Source organism: Agromyces sp. NPDC058064 (genome assembly GCF_042885275.1).
In the GTDB taxonomy this organism is placed as follows: Bacteria; Actinomycetota; Actinomycetes; order Actinomycetales; family Microbacteriaceae; genus Agromyces.
Map to the genome: position 1 here is coordinate 186,533 of NZ_JBHVSE010000005.1, position 16,663 is coordinate 203,195.

Annotated in this window: 17 protein-coding genes and 1 pseudogene; 10 read left to right on the forward strand and 8 right to left on the reverse strand. The window is 73.3% G+C overall.

Translation table 11 applies throughout. The features are described 5' to 3' along the window. Positions 1-4 precede the first annotated feature (4 nt). Positions 5-1,549, reverse strand: a complete 1,545-nt coding sequence (locus ACFVSL_RS16395) for an AlkA N-terminal domain-containing protein (RefSeq protein ID WP_386942043.1) — start codon at positions 1,547-1,549, stop codon at positions 5-7. 74 nt (positions 1,550-1,623) lie between these two features. On the opposite strand from ACFVSL_RS16395, the gene ACFVSL_RS16400 reads away from it, so the two are divergent. From ACFVSL_RS16400 to ACFVSL_RS16430, 7 genes and pseudogenes are all read left to right on the forward strand, one after another. Continuing rightward, positions 1,624-3,027, forward strand: a complete 1,404-nt coding sequence (locus ACFVSL_RS16400) for an FAD-binding oxidoreductase (protein ID WP_386942044.1) — start codon at positions 1,624-1,626, stop codon at positions 3,025-3,027. Between the two features lie 9 nt (positions 3,028-3,036). Further along, complete coding sequence (locus tag ACFVSL_RS16405) at positions 3,037-4,212, forward strand: PrsW family intramembrane metalloprotease (protein ID WP_386942045.1); 1,176 nt, start codon at positions 3,037-3,039, stop codon at positions 4,210-4,212. 53 nt (positions 4,213-4,265) lie between these two features. Continuing rightward, positions 4,266-5,597: a GAF domain-containing protein gene (locus tag ACFVSL_RS16410; protein ID WP_386942046.1), complete on the forward strand. Its 1,332-nt coding sequence runs from the start codon at positions 4,266-4,268 to the stop codon at positions 5,595-5,597. Positions 5,598-5,783: 186 nt separating this feature from the next. Then, positions 5,784-7,307, forward strand: a complete 1,524-nt coding sequence (locus ACFVSL_RS16415; protein WP_386942047.1) for an aldehyde dehydrogenase family protein — start codon at positions 5,784-5,786, stop codon at positions 7,305-7,307. A gap of 13 nt (positions 7,308-7,320) precedes the next feature. Next, a pseudogene (locus tag ACFVSL_RS16420) lies at positions 7,321-7,784 on the forward strand (DUF779 domain-containing protein). Between the two features lie 230 nt (positions 7,785-8,014). After that, positions 8,015-8,386: an FKBP-type peptidyl-prolyl cis-trans isomerase gene (locus ACFVSL_RS16425; RefSeq protein ID WP_386942048.1), complete on the forward strand. Its 372-nt coding sequence runs from the start codon at positions 8,015-8,017 to the stop codon at positions 8,384-8,386. Positions 8,387-8,459: 73 nt separating this feature from the next. After that, positions 8,460-9,155 (forward strand): lysoplasmalogenase, encoded by a 696-nt coding sequence (locus tag ACFVSL_RS16430; protein WP_386942049.1) that lies wholly within the window; start codon positions 8,460-8,462, stop codon positions 9,153-9,155. Here the strand turns inward: ACFVSL_RS16430 and ACFVSL_RS16435 are convergent. Beyond that, positions 9,055-9,366, reverse strand: coding sequence for a protealysin inhibitor emfourin (locus ACFVSL_RS16435; protein ID WP_386942050.1), 312 nt, complete (start codon positions 9,364-9,366; stop codon positions 9,055-9,057). The genes ACFVSL_RS16430 and ACFVSL_RS16435 overlap by 101 nt on opposite strands. 11 nt (positions 9,367-9,377) lie before the next feature. Next, positions 9,378-10,463, reverse strand: coding sequence for a M4 family metallopeptidase (locus tag ACFVSL_RS16440; protein WP_386942051.1), 1,086 nt, complete (start codon positions 10,461-10,463; stop codon positions 9,378-9,380). Positions 10,464-10,567: 104 nt separating this feature from the next. Here ACFVSL_RS16440 and ACFVSL_RS16445 point away from each other — a divergent pair, with 104 nt between their 5' ends. After that, positions 10,568-11,458, forward strand: a complete 891-nt coding sequence (locus ACFVSL_RS16445; protein ID WP_386942052.1) for a hypothetical protein — start codon at positions 10,568-10,570, stop codon at positions 11,456-11,458. Between the two features lie 11 nt (positions 11,459-11,469). After that, positions 11,470-12,336: a CPBP family intramembrane glutamic endopeptidase gene (locus ACFVSL_RS16450; protein WP_386942053.1), complete on the forward strand. Its 867-nt coding sequence runs from the start codon at positions 11,470-11,472 to the stop codon at positions 12,334-12,336. Here ACFVSL_RS16450 and ACFVSL_RS16455 read toward each other — a convergent pair. After that, a complete protein-coding gene (locus ACFVSL_RS16455) occupies positions 12,231-12,731 on the reverse strand; it encodes a DUF488 domain-containing protein (RefSeq protein ID WP_386942054.1) in 501 nt (166 codons plus the stop codon). The genes ACFVSL_RS16450 and ACFVSL_RS16455 overlap by 106 nt on opposite strands. Positions 12,732-12,822: 91 nt before the next feature. Continuing rightward, a complete protein-coding gene (locus ACFVSL_RS16460; protein WP_386942055.1) occupies positions 12,823-13,584 on the reverse strand; it encodes an SDR family NAD(P)-dependent oxidoreductase in 762 nt (253 codons plus the stop codon). 149 nt (positions 13,585-13,733) lie between these two features. Between ACFVSL_RS16460 and ACFVSL_RS16465 the strand changes: the two genes are divergently transcribed. After that, positions 13,734-14,351, forward strand: coding sequence for a TetR family transcriptional regulator (locus ACFVSL_RS16465; RefSeq protein ID WP_386942056.1), 618 nt, complete (start codon positions 13,734-13,736; stop codon positions 14,349-14,351). Positions 14,352-14,382: 31 nt separating this feature from the next. On the opposite strand, the gene ACFVSL_RS16470 is transcribed toward ACFVSL_RS16465, so the two are convergent. The 3 genes from ACFVSL_RS16470 to ACFVSL_RS16480 all read right to left on the reverse strand — a co-directional run bounded on the left by ACFVSL_RS16470 (position 14,383) and on the right by ACFVSL_RS16480 (position 16,569). Beyond that, positions 14,383-14,880, reverse strand: coding sequence for a hypothetical protein (locus ACFVSL_RS16470; protein WP_386942057.1), 498 nt, complete (start codon positions 14,878-14,880; stop codon positions 14,383-14,385). Between the two features lie 47 nt (positions 14,881-14,927). Further along, a complete protein-coding gene (locus ACFVSL_RS16475) occupies positions 14,928-15,383 on the reverse strand; it encodes a CHRD domain-containing protein (protein WP_386942058.1) in 456 nt (151 codons plus the stop codon). Between the two features lie 70 nt (positions 15,384-15,453). Next, positions 15,454-16,569, reverse strand: a complete 1,116-nt coding sequence (locus tag ACFVSL_RS16480) for an NAD(P)-binding domain-containing protein (protein WP_386942059.1) — start codon at positions 16,567-16,569, stop codon at positions 15,454-15,456. Between the last annotated feature and the right edge of the window lie 94 nt (positions 16,570-16,663).

Sequence of the window (16,663 nt, forward strand, 5' to 3'; positions counted from 1 at the left end):
GACATCAGATCTTTGTGGCGGCGGCGCGCCAGAGGTGCATCGAGGCGTAGCTGCGCCACGGCGCCCACCGTGCTCCGAGCTCGTCGAGTGCGGGTGCTGCGGCGGGCAGGCCGAGCCGCTCGGCGCCCGCCCGGAGCGCGAGGTCGCTCGTGAGCAGCACGTCGGGGGCCCGCGTGACCCGCATCGCGACGTAGCCCGCCGTCCACGGGCCGATGCCCGGGATGCCGACGAGTTCGCGCGCGAGCTCGCTGCGGTCGCGATCGGCCGAGACCACGAGCTCGCCCGCGGCGAGCCGGGCCGCGACGTCGACGATGGTGCGGATGCGGGCCGCCGGCCCGCGCAGCACCTCGCCGCCGCGCTCGGCGATCGCCCCGGCGGTGGGGAAGAGCCGCACGAGGCCGTCGGCGCCGAGCCCGCCTTCACCAGGCTCGACACCCGGTCGGCCGCCGATCGTGAGCGGTTCGCCCAGCTCGGCCGCGAGCCGCGAGAGCGCCGTGCGCGCCGCCTTCACCGAGATCTGCTGGCCGATGAGCGCACGGAACACGAGCTCGTGCGGGTCGAGTGCGCCCGGCACGCGGATGCCGGGGGTCGTCGCGACCGAGGCCGCGAGCGCGGGGTCGGCCGCGAGCAGCTCGTCGATCGCGACGGCGTCGGCGTCGAGGTCGAAGAGCCGGCGCACGCGGGCGACGAGCGGCGGCAGGTCGGCGAGGCTCGCGAGCCGGGCCTCCACCTCGATCGCGGGGGCGCGGTCGTCGGCGCTCGGCGCGAACGCGACCACGGCGGGCCCGGCGGGCAGCCGCAGCGTGCGCGCGTAGCGGCCGGGGCCGGCCGCCTCGACGCCGTCGACCGCACGCGCCGCGAGCCAGTCGAAGACGCCGGCCGCGTCGAACGGGGCGCGGGCGGGCAGCCGGAGCCGCACCACCCCGTCGCCGGCGCGCTCGCGCCGCTCGCCGAGGCGCGCGGCCGCCCGTAGCTCGAGCGGGCTGCGCTCGTACACCTCGCGGATCGTGTCGTTGAACTGCCGGATGCTGCCGAAGCCCGAGGCGAAGGCGATGTCGGCCGCGGGCATCGACGTCGAGGTGAGCAGGGCGCGAGCGGTCTGGGCCCGGTGGGCGCGCGCCAGCGCGAGGGGGCCCGCGCCGAGCTCGGCGCTGAGCACGCGCGTGAGGTGCCGGCTCGTGTAGCCGAGGTGGGCCGCGAGCCCCGGCACGCCCTCGCGCTCGACGACGCCGTCGGCGATGAGGCGCATCGCCCGGGCGGCGAGGTCGTCGCGCAGGTCCCACTCGGGGGAGCCCGGCACCGCGTCGGGCAGGCACCGCTTGCAGGCCCGCAGGCCCGCCTCGTGCGCGGCGGCGGCCGTGAGGTAGAAGCTCACGTTCTGCGCCTTCGGCGACACCGCGGGGCAGCTCGGGCGGCAGTAGATGCCGGTCGAATGCACTCCCGTGATGAACTGGCCGTCGAACCGCGCGTCGCGCGCCTGCATGGCCCGGTAGCGCTCGGCGAAGACGGGGTCGTCGAGCGGGTCGGTGCGGAGGGCCTGTGCGGTCATGACCCCAGCCTCGCACGCTCCGCCGACATCGACTGGCGGAAATCGGACCCGGCCCGCGTGGCTAGGGTGGAGGGATGTCGCACGTCGTCGCCCAGCTGCAAGAAGCCCTCGGGGCATCCGTCTCACTCGATGCCGAGGTGCTCGAGACGACCCGCGAAGACCGCTCGGGGTGGCGCAGCGCGACGCCCCCGCTCGCCGTCGTGCACGCGGGCTCCGTCGACGAGGTGCAGCAGCTCATGCGCATCGCGCACGCGACCGGCACTCCGGTCGTGCCCCGCGGCGCCGGCACCGGCCTCGCGGGCGGCGCGATCGCGAGCCCGGGGGCGATCGTGCTCGACCTCTCCCGCATGAACCGCATCCTCGAGATCTCCGAGGCCGACGAGCTCGCGGTCGTCGAGCCCGGAGTCATCAACGGCGATCTCAACGACGCCCTCGCGCCGCTCGGCCTCTGGTTCGCGCCCGACCCCGCCAGCCGGGCGATCGCCTCGGTCGGCGGCAACATCGCCACCAACGCCGGCGGGCTGCTCTGCGCGAAGTACGGCGTGACGCGCGAGGCCGTGCTCGGCGTCGCGGTCGTGCTCGCCGACGGGCGGCTGATCCGCCTCGGCCACCGCACGGTGAAGGGCGTCACGGGCTACGACCTCACCGCCCTCCTCACCGGCTCCGAGGGCACGCTCGGCATCATCGTCGAGGCGACGGTGCGCGTGCGCCCGATCACGCAGGGCGTCCCCGTGACCGTCGCCGCGGCCTTCGCCGACGTCACCGCCGCGGCGGCCGCGTGCGCCGCCGTCACCGCCGACCGCATCCGCCCGGCGATCCTCGAGCTGATGGACGCCGGCGTGGTCGCCCGCGTCGCCGCGTACCTCGGCGACGAGGCGCTCGCCGGCACGCCCCTCGAGGAGGTGCTGCCCGGCGAGACGTTCCTCATCGCGCAGACCGACGACGCCGGCGCGACGGCCGAGGCGGCCCGCATCGCCGAGCTCTTCGCGGAGGCCGGCGGCCGGGTCACCCTCTCGACCGACGAGACGACGGGCGAGCGCCTGCTCGACCTCCGGCGCGCGATGCACCCCGCGCTCGCCGCGAGCGGCCAGGTGCTCATCGAGGACGTCGCGGTGCCGCGTTCGAAGCTGCCCGAGATGTTCCGCGCCATCGACGAGATCGCGGCGCGGCACGGCGTCGAGATCCCGACGATCGCCCACGCCGGCGACGGCAACCTGCATCCGAACTTCGTGTTCACGGGCGACGAGGTGCCCGCGCACATCTGGCAGGCCGCCGACGAGATGTTCCGCGCGGCGGTCGCCCTCGGCGGCACGCTCACGGGCGAGCACGGCGTCGGGGTGCTGAAGCGGCGCTGGCTCGCCGAGGAGCTCGGCGACGACGTGTTCGAGCTGCAGCGCGGCATCAAGGCCGTCTTCGACCCGACCGGCATCCTGAACCCCGGGGTCATGTTCGAGGCATCCGTCGCCGCCCCTCGCTAGGCTGCTCGCGTGAGCCACCTCGCCCCCGGGCCGTCCCCGTACCCCGTCGCGCCGCAGCCGGTGGCCGCGGCGCCCGCGTGGGCCGCGCCCGTGCGCGGCCGCAACGGCAGCGGCTCGGTGTTCGCGATCATCGGCATCGTGATCGGCGGGCTCGTCGGCCTCCTCGTGATCGCCTACCTCGCGCTCGCGCTCGGCGCCCCCGTGCTCGCCATCGGGTCGCTGCTCGCGCTGGTGCCGCTCGCGGGCGTCCTCCTCGCGGTGCGCTGGGTCGACCGGTGGGAGCCCGAGCCGCGCGGCGCGCTCTGGTTCGCGTTCCTCTGGGGCGCCGCGGTCTCGGTCGCGATCGCGCTCGTCGTCGACCTCGGCGTCGAGCTCGCGGTCGCCTACTCGCAGCCCGGCGGCGCCGCCGACGAGGTCGTGCGCACCGTCGTGCAGGCGCCCATCGTCGAGGAGCTCGCGAAGGGCCTCGGCGTGCTGCTCGTGTTCGCCTTCGCGCGCTGGCAGTTCGACGGGCCGCTCGACGGCCTCGTCTACGCGGCCGTGGTCGCTGCGGGCTTCGCCTTCACCGAGAACATCATCTACTTCGGCTCGGCCCTCATCGAGGGCGGCGCCGAGAGCCTCGGTGCGACCTTCGTCGTGCGCGGCATCTTCTCGCCGTTCGCCCACGTGCTCTTCACGGCGTGCACCGGCCTCTGCATCGGCATCGGCGCGCGGCGCGGCGGCGGCGCGGGCGTCATCGGCTGGTTCCTGCTGGGGCTCGCCGGCGCGATCGGGCTGCACGCGCTGTGGAACGGCTCGCTCGCCTTCGGCGACGACGCGATCGGGCTGTACGTCACCGTGCAGGTGCCGATCTTCGTCGCGGCGGTCCTGCTCACCCTGTACCTCCGGCGCCAGGAGGTGCGGGTCACCCGCCGCCGCCTGGCGGAGTACGCGGCGGTCGGCTGGTTCAGCCACGCCGAGGTCGAGCTCCTCGCCACCCCGGCCGGCCGCAGGCAGGCGAAGGCGTGGGCGCGCGCGCAGCATCCGCCGCGCACCGCGACGATGAAGCGGCTGATCGCGGATGCCACGCACCTGGCCTTCGCCCGCCAGCGCATCGCGACGGGGCAGGGCGGAGCGGTCGCGGCGGCCGACGAGCAGTCGCTGCTGACCTCGATCGTGGCCGGACGGCAGGCCCTACTGCGCTGAACGCGCCGGGGCTATGCTGGCCTGATTCCCGCTCGACGACGATCGGAGACGGCATGCCCGGCACCGCGCTCCCGCAGCCCGATCCGGGCGCGCCCGGCGGAGGGGAGCGGTCGGGCTCGCTCCGCGACCGGCTGCTCGACGCCCAGCAGCGCGCGATCGACACGGGCACCGTGCCGCTCAGCCTCCGCCCGATCGTCCGGGCGTCGTGGGAGCGCGCCATCCGGGGCGCCGTCGACCCCGACCGGGCGCTGCCCAGCCTCGAGCACGACGAGCAGGAGTTCCTCGACTACCGTGCCGGCCACGCGCTCGCACAGGTGATGCCGGTCGTCCGCCGGCTCCTCGTCGACGGCGCGCACGACGCCGGCCTCGTGGTCGCCGTCGGCGACGAGCACGGCCGCCTGCTCTGGGTCGAGGGCGACGCGGCGCTCAGGCACCGCGCGGAGGACATGCTGTTCGTGCCGGGCGCCGACTGGTCGGAGTCGGTCGTCGGCACGAGCGCCCCTGGCACCGCGCTCGCGCTCGACCGGGCCATCCAGATCCGCGGCGCCGAGCACTTCAACCGCATTGTGCACCCGTGGAGCTGCACGGCCGCGCCCGTGCACGACCCGGCGACCGGCCTCGTGCTCGGCGTCATCGACATCACGGGCACCGACCACGCCGTCGCACCGCACACGCTCGGCCTCGTCTCGGCGACGGTCGCCGCGGTCGAGGCGGAGCTCAAGATCGCGAGCCTCGAGTCGGCGGTGCAGGCGACGCTGCGTCGCTCGCGCATGGTGAGCGTGGGCGGGTCGCGCGCGCCCCGTGCCGCGCGGACGCCGCTGTCGGTGCTGGGGCCGCGCCGTCCGAGGCTCGGCGGGGTCGAGCTGAGTCCCCGGCACGCCGAGATCCTCACGCTCCTCGCGTGGCATCCGGCGGGGCTCGGCACCGAACGCCTCGCCTCGCTCGTCTACGAGGCCGAGGGGTCGCCCGTCACCCTGCGCGCCGAGCTCGTGCGCCTCCGCCGCGTGCTCGAGGCCGCCGGCGAGCCGCCGCTCGAGTCGCGACCCTACCGGCTCGGCCGCGAGCTCGAGCTCGACGCCGCGGTGGTCGTGCGCCTGCTGGGGCAGGGCGCGCTGCGGCGCGCGGCCGAGACGTACGCCGGCCCCCTGCTGCCGGCGTCGACGGCGCCCGGCATCGTCGAGCTCCGCGCCGAGCTCGCGGGCCGGGTGCGCGAGTCGATGCTGGCGGATGCCTCGGCCGACCTCCTGGCCGCGTTCGCCGAGCGCGAGGAGTGCCGCTTCGACGTCGAGCTGTGGCGCACCCTGCTCGCACTGCTGCCGCCGCGCTCACCGCGGCGCGCCTCGGTCGTCGCCCACCTCGAGCGGATCGAGGCCGCGCTGCGCTGAGGCGATGCCGCGACGAGACCGCCCGGCATCGTGACGGCGCGCGCCCGCGCCGGGCCGGCACCGCTGCAACGCGACTGCAACGTTCGGGCAACCGCGCCGCAACCCGCGCGCGCATAGCGTGACGTCGTCCCATCGAGGGGCAGACGCCCCACCCGGGGCATCCGACAACGACGTCAAGGAGACACGATGACCGTGTACGCCGCGCCCGGCACCCCCGGCGCGCTCATCGAGTTCAAGCCGCGCTACGAGCACTTCATCGGCGGCGAGTGGGTGAAGCCCGCGGGCGGCGCCTACTTCGAGAACATCTCGCCCGTGAACGGCAAGGCGTTCACCGAGGTCGCCCGCGGCACCGCAGCCGACATCGACGCGGCGCTCGACGCCGCGCACAAGGCCGCACCCGCGTGGGGCCGCACGAGCGCGGCGCACCGCGCCGGCATCCTGAACGCGATCGCCGATCGCATCGACCGCAACCGCGAGCTCCTCGCCGTCGCCGAGACCTGGGACAACGGCAAGTCGATCCGCGAGCCGCTCAACGCCGACCTCCCGCTCGCGAGCGACCACTTCCGCTACTTCGCGAGCCTCATCCGTGCGCAGGAGGGCAGCTTCACGCAGCTCGACGAGGACACGGTCGCGTACCACTTCCAGGAGCCGCTCGGCGTGGTCGGGCAGATCATCCCGTGGAACTTCCCGCTGCTCATGGCCGTGTGGAAGCTCGCCCCCGCGCTCGCCGCGGGCAACGCGGTCGTGCTGAAGCCGGCCGAGCAGACGCCGACGTCGATCCTCGTGCTCGTCGAGCTCATCGCCGACCTGCTGCCCGCGGGCGTGCTCAACGTCGTCAACGGGTTCGGCGTCGAGGCGGGCAAGCCGCTCGCGTCCTCGAACCGCATCCGCAAGATCGCGTTCACCGGCGAGACGACGACGGGTCGGCTCATCCTGCAGTACGCGTCGAACAACATCATCCCCTCGACGGTCGAGCTCGGCGGCAAGAGCCCGAACATCGTGTTCGAGTCGGTCGCCGACCGGCGCGACTCGTTCTACGACAAGGCGCTCGAGGGCTTCAGCCTGTTCGCGTTCAACCAGGGCGAGGTGTGCACCTGCCCCAGCCGTTCGCTCATCCAGAAGTCGATCTACGACACCTTCCTCGACGACGCGATCGAGCGCACGAAGCAGGCCAAGCAGGGCAACCCGCTCGACACCGAGACCCAGGTCGGCGCGCAGGCGTCGAACGACCAGCTCGAGAAGATCCTGAGCTACATCGACATCGGCAAGCAGGAGGGCGCGAAGCTGCTGCTCGGCGGCGAGCGCGCCGACCTCGGCGGCGACCTCAGCGAGGGCTACTACGTGCAGCCGACCATCTTCGAGGGGCAGAACCGCATGCGGCTGTTCCAGGAGGAGATCTTCGGCCCGGTCGTCGCGGTCACGAGCTTCACCGACTACGACGACGCGATCTCGATCGCGAACGACACCCTCTACGGGCTCGGCGCGGGCGTCTGGAGCCGCAACGGCAACGAGGCCTACCGCGCCGGTCGCGACATCCAGGCCGGCCGTGTCTGGGTGAACAACTACCACGCGTACCCCGCGGGCGCCGCGTTCGGCGGGTACAAGTCGTCGGGCATCGGCCGCGAGAACAACAAGCTCGCGCTCGACCACTACCAGCAGACGAAGAACCTGCTCGTCAGCTACAGCGAGAACCCGCTCGGGTTCTTCTGATCGGCGGTCCGCGATGTCGCTCGAGCGATTCGCCGCAGGCGTCGTCGGCCGGGTCGTGATCGCGGGGGAGTCGTCGCCGCGGGTGGAGCTCTCACCCGCGGCGGCGACGCTGCTCGACCGCCTCTGGTCCATGCACGGCCCGCTCATGTTCCACCAGTCGGGCGGATGCTGCGACGGCAGTTCTCCGATGTGCTACCCCGCGGGGGAGTTCCTGACGAGCGACGCCGACGTGCTGCTCGGCGAGCTCGACCTGGGGCCGGCGGGTGCCGGCCGGGATGCCTCGGGCGGGTCGGATGCGCCGGGGCCCGACCCCGATCGAGGCGCGCGCGTCGTGCCGTTCTGGATGTCGGCGGAGCAGTTCGCCTATTGGCGTCACACGCACCTCACCGTCGACGTCGTGCCCGGCCGCGGCAGCGGCTTCTCGGTCGAGGCGCCGAGGGCGTGCGATTTCTCATCAGGTCGCGGCTGATGGAGTGATGGACTCGCCACAGGGCGGCGGAGCCCGCCTGCTCCGAGTCGTCTCGCGGGTGCCCAGCGGCGCCCCCGGCACGAAGAAACTCGCCGCCCTGTGGTGTGGCACTGCCGACATCTCTACGGGGCGACGAGTTCTCGGATTCCAGAGTGCAACGTGTTCGCAGTCAGCGCAAGAGGGGGGTGGACGGTTGTCCGCGATTGCGAGGGCGCCGCGAACCTGCTCAACTTGAGGCATGACCGATACGAACAGCAAGCCCGAGATCGACGCCCCCGAGGGCCCCGCTCCCGTCGACCTCGTCATCGAGGACATCGTCGTGGGCGACGGCGCCGAGGCGACCGCCGGCTCGACGGTCGACGTGCACTACCTCGGTGTCGAGTACGACAGCGGCGAGGAGTTCGACTCCTCGTGGGGTCGCGGCCAGTCGATCAACTTCCCGCTCGCGGCGCTCATCTCCGGTTGGCAGGAGGGCATCCCCGGCATGAAGGTCGGCGGGCGTCGCAAGCTCACCGTCCCCCCGCACAAGGCCTACGGCCCGGCCGGCGGCGGCCACCAGCTCTCGGGCAAGACCCTGATCTTCGTGATCGACCTGCTCGGCGTCAGCTGAACCACCCCGATCCACCGGAGGCCGGCGGGCGCGAGCCCGCCGGCCTTCGTCGTGCGTGGGCTACGATTCGGGGGTGCTGCCCGCTTTCGCCCCCTATCTCGTGGTCTCCGCGCTCCATCTCGTGCTGCAGTACGTCGGACCGGCCTGGAGCGTGACGGCGACGAAGTCGCTGCTGATGCCGCTCCTCGCCCTCGCGGTCGTGCTGCTCGCGCGCCCGGTGCGCAGGGCGGCGCCGCTGCTCCTCCTCGGCGGCATCGCCTTCTCGTGGGGCGGCGACGTGCTGCTCACCTTCCCGGGCGACGGCTGGTTCGCGGCCGGGCTCGCCTCGTTCCTGCTCGCCCACGTCGTCTACATCGTGCTCTTCCTGCGGTTGCCCCGCGCGCGCCGCCGGCCGCCGGTCTGGTCGTACGTCTACTGGGCGTGGGTCGTCGCCATGCTCGCCCTGCTGCTGCCGCACGCCGGCATGCTCGCGGTGCCGATCGTGCTCTACGCGATCGCGATCGGCCTGATGGCGACGTGCGCGTCGATGCACGGCGGATGGATCGCCCTCGGCGGCGCGTTCTTCGTGGTCTCCGACTCGGTGCTCGCGCTCGGCCGGTTCCTGCCGGGGTACGAGTTCGCCGCGCACGACTTCGTCGTGATGTCGACCTACCTCGCCGCGCAGGGACTCATCGCGTGGGGCGTCGTGGCGAAGCTCCGCGCGGGTCGCCCCGCCTCGGCTCCGTCGTCTCCTGCACCCGCTCGACCAGCTGACGCCACGGCCCGGTGAGCTGACGCTCGGCGAGGGTCGCCTCGTTCGGCGGGCACTCGATGCGGTAGACGAAGCGGTCGGGCTCGGGCGGCACCGGCTCGGCGTCGCTCCACGGGATCTCGTCGATGAGGATGTACCACTCGTCGGGGTCGGGTTGCTCGTCGACGCGCACCTCCCAGACGAGGCGCGAGCCGGCGAGGCCGCCGCTGCGCTGCACGATGACATCCATCGTGCTGGATGCTACTCCGCTGCGCCGCCCGCCGCCCGGTCGTCGAGCACGCCGACCGTCTGCCAGCCCCGCTCGACGGCGCGCGCCTCGCGCGAGCCCGCGCCGAAGCGCGCCTCGGCGCTCTGCACGGTGTCGGCCGCGAACTCGGCGAAGGTCGCATCGCGGCCGAGCCGCCCCGAGGTGAGCGTGTCGTACCAGATGCGCCCCACGTGCTCCCAGGCGAAGCCGTCGAGCTCGCGCGCGGCGAGTGCGAACGCGCGGTTCGGGATGCCGGAGTTCAGGTGCACGCCGCCGTTGTCGTCGGCGGTCTCGATGTAGTCGCGCATGTGCGCCGGCTGCGGGTCGCGGCCGAGCACGTCGTCGTCGTAGGCCGTGCCCGGCTCGAGCATCGAGCGCAGCGCCCGCCCCTCCACCTCGTCGGTGAAGATGCCCTCGCCGATCAGCCAGGTGGCCGCCCCGGCGTCCTGGCCGAGGGCGTACTGCTCGACGAGGGCGCCGAACGCGTCGGAGACGTGCTCGTTGAGGGCGCCCGACTGCCCCTGGTAGCGCAGCCCGGCGGTGTGCTCGGTGACGCCGTGGGCGAGTTCGTGGCCGATCACGCTGAGCGAGTCGGTGAACCCGCGGAACACCTCGCCGTCGCCGTCGCCGAAGACCATGCGCTCGCCGTCCCAGAAGGCGTTGTCGTAGCGGCGGCCGAAGTGCACGGTCGCCTCGAGCGGCATGCCCGCACCGTCGATCGAGTCGCGGCCGAAGACGCGGTCGAAGAGCCGGTGGGTGTCGCCGAGGCCGTCGTAGGCGTCGTCGACCGACTCGTCGCCCGTCGCGGGCTCGCCCTCGCGGCGCACGAGGCGCCCGGGCAGGGTCTCGCGGCCGCCGGCGTCGGAGATGCGTCGGTCGGGCATCGACGGGGCGTCGGGCAGCACCGTCGGCAGGTCGTCGTCGTGCAGCGGCGGCACCACGGGCGGTGCGCCGCGGAGCGCACGACGGGGCGCGTCGTGCAGCAGCGAGCGCCGGGCGGCCTCGGCGGCGAGCGGGAAGCGATCGGCGCCCGCGTCGGCGATGCGATCGAGCAGGTAGGGAGGAACGATCTGGCGCATGCCTCGATGTTGGCATCCGCCGCCGACAACGTCGAGGCCGAATCGCGGGCTCGGGCACTCTCGCGCGGGCCGGTCGCGCAGGCACGCCCGGTTAGGCTGTTCGCGTGACCGACGCCCCCTTCCTCGCGCTCCTGCTCGACGTCGACGGCCCCATCGCGAGCCCGGTCACCCGGTCGATCGCGATCCCGTCGATCGCGCGCGACCTCGCGACACTCGCGAACGCCGGCAATCCCGTGATCTTCAACACGGGGCGCTCCGACGCGTTCATCGCCGCCGAGGTCGTGCCGCCGCTCCTCGACGCCGGGCTCGAGCCCGGTGCGCCCGTCTGGGCGATCTGCGAGAAGGGGGCGGTGTGGGCCGAGATCGGCACGGGCGGCCTCGGCGAGGTCTTCGTCGACCTCGATCTCGCGATGCCCGTCGACTTCTCCGCCGACATGCGGGCGTACGTCGAGGCGCACTTCGACGAGTTCGCGTTCTTCGACGAGACCAAGCGGGCCATGGTCTCCGTCGAGCAGCACGTGCACGTGGCATCCGACGCGTACCTCGCGGCGCAGCCGCGCTTCGACGCCCACGCGCACGCCGCCCTCGCCGCCCGCGGCTTCGGCACCGTCCGCGAGGGCGACGAGCGGCCCGACGACGCGGGCCGGGTGCACTGGCGCATCGACCCGACCATCATCTCGACCGACGTCGAGTCGGTCAGGCTCGGCAAGGACCTCGGGGCGGCGCGCGCCGTCGAGCTGCTCGAGGCCCGGGGCATCCGCCCGCAGCACTGGCGCACGATGGGCGACTCGCGCGGCGACTACCGCATGGCCGACTGGCTGCACGAGCGCGGCGAGCGGGTGAGCCACGTCGACGTGCGACCGGCCGAGGGCATCCCGGTGACCGGGTACCCGGTGCTGACGGCGGGCGAGCTGATCCACGACGAGGCCGGAGCGGTGTTCCTCGACCGCTGGGTTCGGGCCGCCGGCCGCGGCGAGCTCGGCGACGACGAGTAGCGGGCCCGCCGATGCCGAGTCCCGACGCCGCCGACGCCGCCGACGCTGCCGAGCGATCCGCGCTGCGGACGCATCCGATCGCCCTCCTGCCCGCCCTCCTCGTCTGCGGCGCCGCGGTGGCGCTCTTCGGCTTCCTCGCCCCGGTCGCGGGCTATTCGATGCTCGCCGCCGGACTCGTGATCGCCTGGATCTGCGACCGCTCGGGCCGTACCGAGCGCCTCGCCGCCGACCTCGCGCTCATCGCGGTCGGGCAGCTCATCATCTCCACGGTCTCGCTGAAGGCCGATCTCAGCGACGCCGGCATGGTGCGCTTCGCGGTGGTGCTCGGGCTCGCGGTGCTCGTGCCGTATCTCATCTCGCGGTTCCTGTACCGCGAGCGCACGATCCGCTTCCCGTGGCGCACCGGCCGGCGATGGAACCGCACGCAGTGGCTCTACCTGATCTTCGTGACGCTCGCCGGATGGCTCATCCTGCCGTTCTACTTCATCAGCTCCGGCGTCTACCAGAACTGGCCGACCGTGACCGAGCCCGACACGATCGCGCGCCTGTTCGTCGGGGTCGCCGCCGTCGGCACGTGGGACGAGCTGTTCTTCATCTGCACGGTGTTCGTGCTGCTGCGGCGGCACTTCCCGAGCTGGCAGGCGAACGTCCTGCAGGCGATCGTCTTCGTCTCGTTCCTCTGGGAGCTCGGCTACCAGTCGTGGGGGCCGCTGCTCACGATCCCGTTCGCGCTCATCCAGGGCTACACGTTCAAGCTCACGAAGTCGCTCGGCTACGTGTTCACGGTGCACATGCTGTTCGACGCGGTGGTGTTCGCGGTCATCGTGTACGCCCACATCGGATGGCCGGCGATCTTCCCGTTCGCGCCGCAGCCGTAGTCGCCCGCACCCGCGCGCTCAGGGGCCTCGACGGATGCCCCGTGCTCGCCGAGCCACGCGAGCAGCACCGCTGCGTGGTTGCTGTGCTCGTCGCGGGCGCCGTAGAGCAGCGTGACCCGCTCGTGTTCGTGGCTGAGCGCGATGAGCGCCTCGGCGGCGGGGTTCTCGTCGAGCTCGGCGCGGTAGCGGGTCGCGAAGCGGTCGAAGTCGCCCTGTCGATCGGCGGCGTGATGCCACTCGGTGCGCAGCTCGGGGGAGGGGGCGACCTCCTTGTCCCACAGGTCGAGCTCGGCGCGCTCCTTGCTCACGCCCCGCGGCCACAGCCGGTCGACGAGCACCCGGAACCCGTCGCCCGCCGCGGCGGGCTCGTACACGCGCTTGATGACGAAGGCCATGGCTCCAGTCTCGCGGGCGCCGGGCGATGAGACAACGGATGCCCCGTGCGCAGGCCTGCGCACGGGCATCCGCCGGTCGGGAACGCGACGATCAGATCGCCGACCAGCCGCCGTCGGAGGCGAGCACGACGCCCGAGACGTTGGCCGAGTCGTCGGAGAGGAGCCACGTGATCGCGGCCGCGAGCTGCTCGGGCTCGGCGGGAACGAGCGCGAGGGCGCCGAGCACCGGGCCCAGCACCTTGCCCGCGTGCTCGGACTTGAACGGCGCCTCGATGTTGGTCTTCACGCCGCCGGGCGCGACCGCGTTCACGCGGACGCCGGCGCCCGAGTACATGACCGAGGTGTTCTTCGTGAAGCCGACGACCGCGTGCTTCGAGGTCGTGTAGGCGGCGCCGGCCGAGGCGCCGCGGAGGCCCGCCTCGCTCGTCACGTTCACGATCGAGCCCGAGCCCTGCTCGAGCATCGCGGGCAGCACCGCGCGGGTGAGGCGCATGACGGCGGTGACGTTGACGTTCATGACGCGCTCCCAGGTGGCGTCGTCGACCTCGGCGGCGGGCAGGAAGCCGTCCATGATGCCGGCGATGTTCGCGAGCACGTCGATCTTCTCGCCCGCGGCCGCCACGAGCGCCTGCACGTTCTCCTCGACGGTGATGTCGCCGGCGACGGCGACGATGTCGAGCGCGGGGTTCGCGGCGACGAGGGCGTCGAGGCGCTCGGCCGAGACGTCGGCGGCGATCACGCGGGCGCCCTCGGAGGCCAGGCGCACGGTCGTCGCGAGGCCGATGCCCGAGCCCGCGCCGGTCACGATCGCGACCTTGCCGTCGAAGCGTCCGGGGGTGATGGCGGTGTTCATTGCTGCTCCTCAGGGGTGAGTGCGGCGTCGTGGCGTACGCGGCGTCGCGGTGGTTCGCCGGTCGGGTTCGTGGCCGGTCCACTAGTTATAACACTCGGTGTCATAAAATGTTCCGAGAACCGGGTTTCCGCGAGAATGGGAGCGTGGCCATGGATGCCTCGGCAGCGACCCCCGCCGCCCGCGCGCCGCGCGGGCGACCGGTGGAGGTCGACCCCGAGGCGCTCGCGGCCGCGGCGCTCGCGCTCTTCGACGAACGCGGCTTCGACGAGGTCACCATGGCCGAGGTCGCCGACGCCGCGGGGGTGAGCCGCCGCACCCTGTTCCGCTACTACCCGTCGAAGCCCGACCTCGTGTGGGGCGGGTTCGACGAGGCGATCGCGCGATTCGAGGCGTCGCTGGCAGCGAGCCGAGGCGGAGCCGAAGGCCGGTCGGCGTCACCGGGCCCGGCGCCGATCGCCGAGCTCCACCGCGCGTACGTCGCGATGGCCGAGTTCCCGCCCGACGTGCTCGGCGTGACCCGCCAGCGGCTGCGCATCATCGACGCGCACCCCGCGGTGCTCGCCCACGGGCTCGCGAAGTTCGGCGCCGTGCACGAGATGCTCGAGCCCTACCTCGGCGAGCCGGGGTCGCTCCGGGCGCACCTCCTCGCCGACCTCTACGTGACGACCGGTTTCAGCGCGATGCGCTGGTGGGCGCGGAGCGGCACGGGCACTCCGGCCGAGGCGGTCGACGCGGCGCTCACGCTGCTCGAGGGGCAGTTCGGGTGAGGGGTGATGTCCTCGTGGACCGCAGCTTCGATCACGACGGGCGGCGCGGCCGCGACCGCAGCCGCAGCGCGCTCCGCACCGCCAGGTCGGCGAGCACGACCGCGGCCGCCACGGCCGCCGCGCACAGGGCCCACTCGAACGCGCCCGGCGGCTCGGGCGGATGCTCGAACACCGCGCCCGTTGCGCTGAGATAGACGGTCGCGGAGGCGCCGACCGCGAGGCCGTCGGTTCGGACCTCGGCGCGGGCTCCGTCGGGCAGTTCCACGCTCACGACGCGGAACGTCGAGGTCCGACTCCCGGTGCGGACGGCGAACGTCTGCTCCTCGGTGCGCTCGTCGACGACGGTCGCCTCGAGCGGCGTGTACGAAGCGGAGGCGCGCGCGGCGGTGTCGCCGAGCGCCAGCGCCGCCAGCACGGCGAGCGCAACGGCGATCACCGCGAGCACCGCGACCGTGAGCGCGGGTGGCGGATATCCGGTGCGGTCGGCGGTTCGTGGTTCGGCGCTCATCGTCGCGACCTCCCGGGTCACTCGTGATTCCGACCGCCGAACGGCGGGCTGCCGCCTCGCGGGCGGCGCTACTTCAGCTGTCCGCGGATCTCTCCAGGCTGGTTGTTCGCGTTGTGCACGTTGACGTAGTAGGCGCTCGGGTTCGCCGCGATCGCATCGAGCAGGGCCTCGTCGGCGACGATCGTGCAGCCACTGACCGAGAAGTCGGTCGCACTCGGCACGCCGAGCGGGATGACCACCGGACCGGCGGTGTTGCGCGGGGCGACGTGCACGTGGGCGGCCGTCGCCGGTGCGGACAGTCCCGTCACGTCGAGTGTGTAGCAGAACCGGTTGAGGTCGTCGTCGATCTCGTAGCTGAACGTCCCGCGCGCGCCGAAATCGTTCGGTGTCGGCACCTCCTGCCCGCCGTTGAGCGGAATGGCCGGGGCGGCTTGGGCGGCGCCGGCGCCGGCGCCGGCGAAGGTGAGGGCGGCGACGGCGGCGAGCGTCAGCGCGGCGGTTCGCGCGCGCTTCTTCGTGATCATGATGAGAACTCACTTTCTGGGTGTGTTCGCACGCTACGCCGACGGTCACGAGGCCACAAGGCCGTGTCGATCAGGCGGCGACGGATGCCGTGTGGGAGTCCGCGCGTTCGGCGACGATCTGCTGCACCGCGGCCCGTCCGGCGCGGTTCGCGCCCACGGTCGACTGCGACGGCCCGTAGCCGATCAGGAACAACCGCGGCTCGTCGAGCGAGCGCGTCTCGGCCACGCGGAAGCCGCCCTCCGGCGTCCGCAGCTTCAGCGGCGCGAGATGGTCGAGCGCCGGGCGGAACCCCGTCGCCCACAGGATCACGTCGGCCACGATGAACGAGCCGTCGGGCATGCGCACGCCGCGCTCCTCGATCGAGGCGAACATCGGATGGCGCACGAGCACGCCCCGGGCCTGGGCGGCCCGCGCCCACGGCGTCCAGTGCATCCCCGTGACGGAGATCACGCTGCCGGGCGGGAGCCCTTGCCGCACCCGCGCCTCGACACCGGCGATCGCCGCGCTGCGGGTCGCCAGGTCGAACTCCTCCTCGATCCACTCGGGCTCGCGGCGGGTCATCCAGACGGTCTCGGCGACGTGCGAGATCTCATCGAGCAGCTGTACTGCGGAGATGCCCGCGCCGACGATGATCACCCGCTCACCGGCGAGCTCGTCGGCCGACACGTAGTCGGCGACGTGCAGCTGGCGCCCGCGGAATCTCTCCATGCCGGGGTAATACGGGCGGAACGGCCGGGTCCACGTGCCGGTGGCGTTGATGACGTCGCGGGCCGCCCACGTGCCGCGGTCGGTCTCGACGAGCAGGCGCCCATCGGGGTCGTCATCGGCACGGCGCACCGCGCGGACGCGGACCGGCCGCTGCACCTCGAGCGCGAAGCGACGCTCGTAGTCGGCGAAGTACGGCGGCAGGGCGTCGCGACTCGGCGTCGAGGGGTCCGCCGGAGGCACCGGGAACCCGGGCAGCTCATGGATGCCGTTGACGGTCGCCGTGCGGAGCGATTCCCAACGGTGCTGCCAGGCGCCGCCCGGCGCCGCGTTCGCGTCGAGCACCACGAACGTCTGGGCCGCGCCGGGATCGCGGGCGACGGGCGTGAAGCCCCGGCGCTGCAGGTGGTACGCCGCGGAGAGCCCCGCCTGGCCGGCGCCGATAACGGCGACGTCCACATCGATTGCATTCACGTGCATGCGAACCGCGCGGTGGCGTGCGCTATTCCGGCGCCCGCGGCAGGTGCCCTGGGCGAGGGCTCCGTTTCGTCGGGTGGTCGGCCCGAGGCATCCG

Bases quoted from the DNA above. Each gene is read 5' to 3' on its own strand.
- ACFVSL_RS16475 (WP_386942058.1), bottom strand. From the start codon at position 15,383: ATGATCACGAAGAAGCGCGCGCGAACCGCCGCGCTGACGCTCGCCGCC.
- ACFVSL_RS16455 (WP_386942054.1), bottom strand. From the start codon at position 12,731: ATGGCCTTCGTCATCAAGCGCGTGTACGAGCCCGCCGCGGCGGGCGAC.
- ACFVSL_RS16460 (WP_386942055.1), bottom strand. From the start codon at position 13,584: ATGAACACCGCCATCACCCCCGGACGCTTCGACGGCAAGGTCGCGATC.
- ACFVSL_RS16440 (WP_386942051.1), bottom strand. From the start codon at position 10,463: ATGCGCCAGATCGTTCCTCCCTACCTGCTCGATCGCATCGCCGACGCG.
- ACFVSL_RS16435 (WP_386942050.1), bottom strand. From the start codon at position 9,366: ATGGATGTCATCGTGCAGCGCAGCGGCGGCCTCGCCGGCTCGCGCCTC.
- ACFVSL_RS16450 (WP_386942053.1), top strand. From the start codon at position 11,470: ATGCCGAGTCCCGACGCCGCCGACGCCGCCGACGCTGCCGAGCGATCC.
- ACFVSL_RS16415 (WP_386942047.1), top strand. From the start codon at position 5,784: ATGACCGTGTACGCCGCGCCCGGCACCCCCGGCGCGCTCATCGAGTTC.
- ACFVSL_RS16395 (WP_386942043.1), bottom strand. From the start codon at position 1,549: ATGACCGCACAGGCCCTCCGCACCGACCCGCTCGACGACCCCGTCTTC.
- ACFVSL_RS16425 (WP_386942048.1), top strand. From the start codon at position 8,015: ATGACCGATACGAACAGCAAGCCCGAGATCGACGCCCCCGAGGGCCCC.
- ACFVSL_RS16400 (WP_386942044.1), top strand. From the start codon at position 1,624: ATGTCGCACGTCGTCGCCCAGCTGCAAGAAGCCCTCGGGGCATCCGTC.
- ACFVSL_RS16465 (WP_386942056.1), top strand. From the start codon at position 13,734: ATGGATGCCTCGGCAGCGACCCCCGCCGCCCGCGCGCCGCGCGGGCGA.
- ACFVSL_RS16410 (WP_386942046.1), top strand. From the start codon at position 4,266: ATGCCCGGCACCGCGCTCCCGCAGCCCGATCCGGGCGCGCCCGGCGGA.
- ACFVSL_RS16480 (WP_386942059.1), bottom strand. From the start codon at position 16,569: ATGCACGTGAATGCAATCGATGTGGACGTCGCCGTTATCGGCGCCGGC.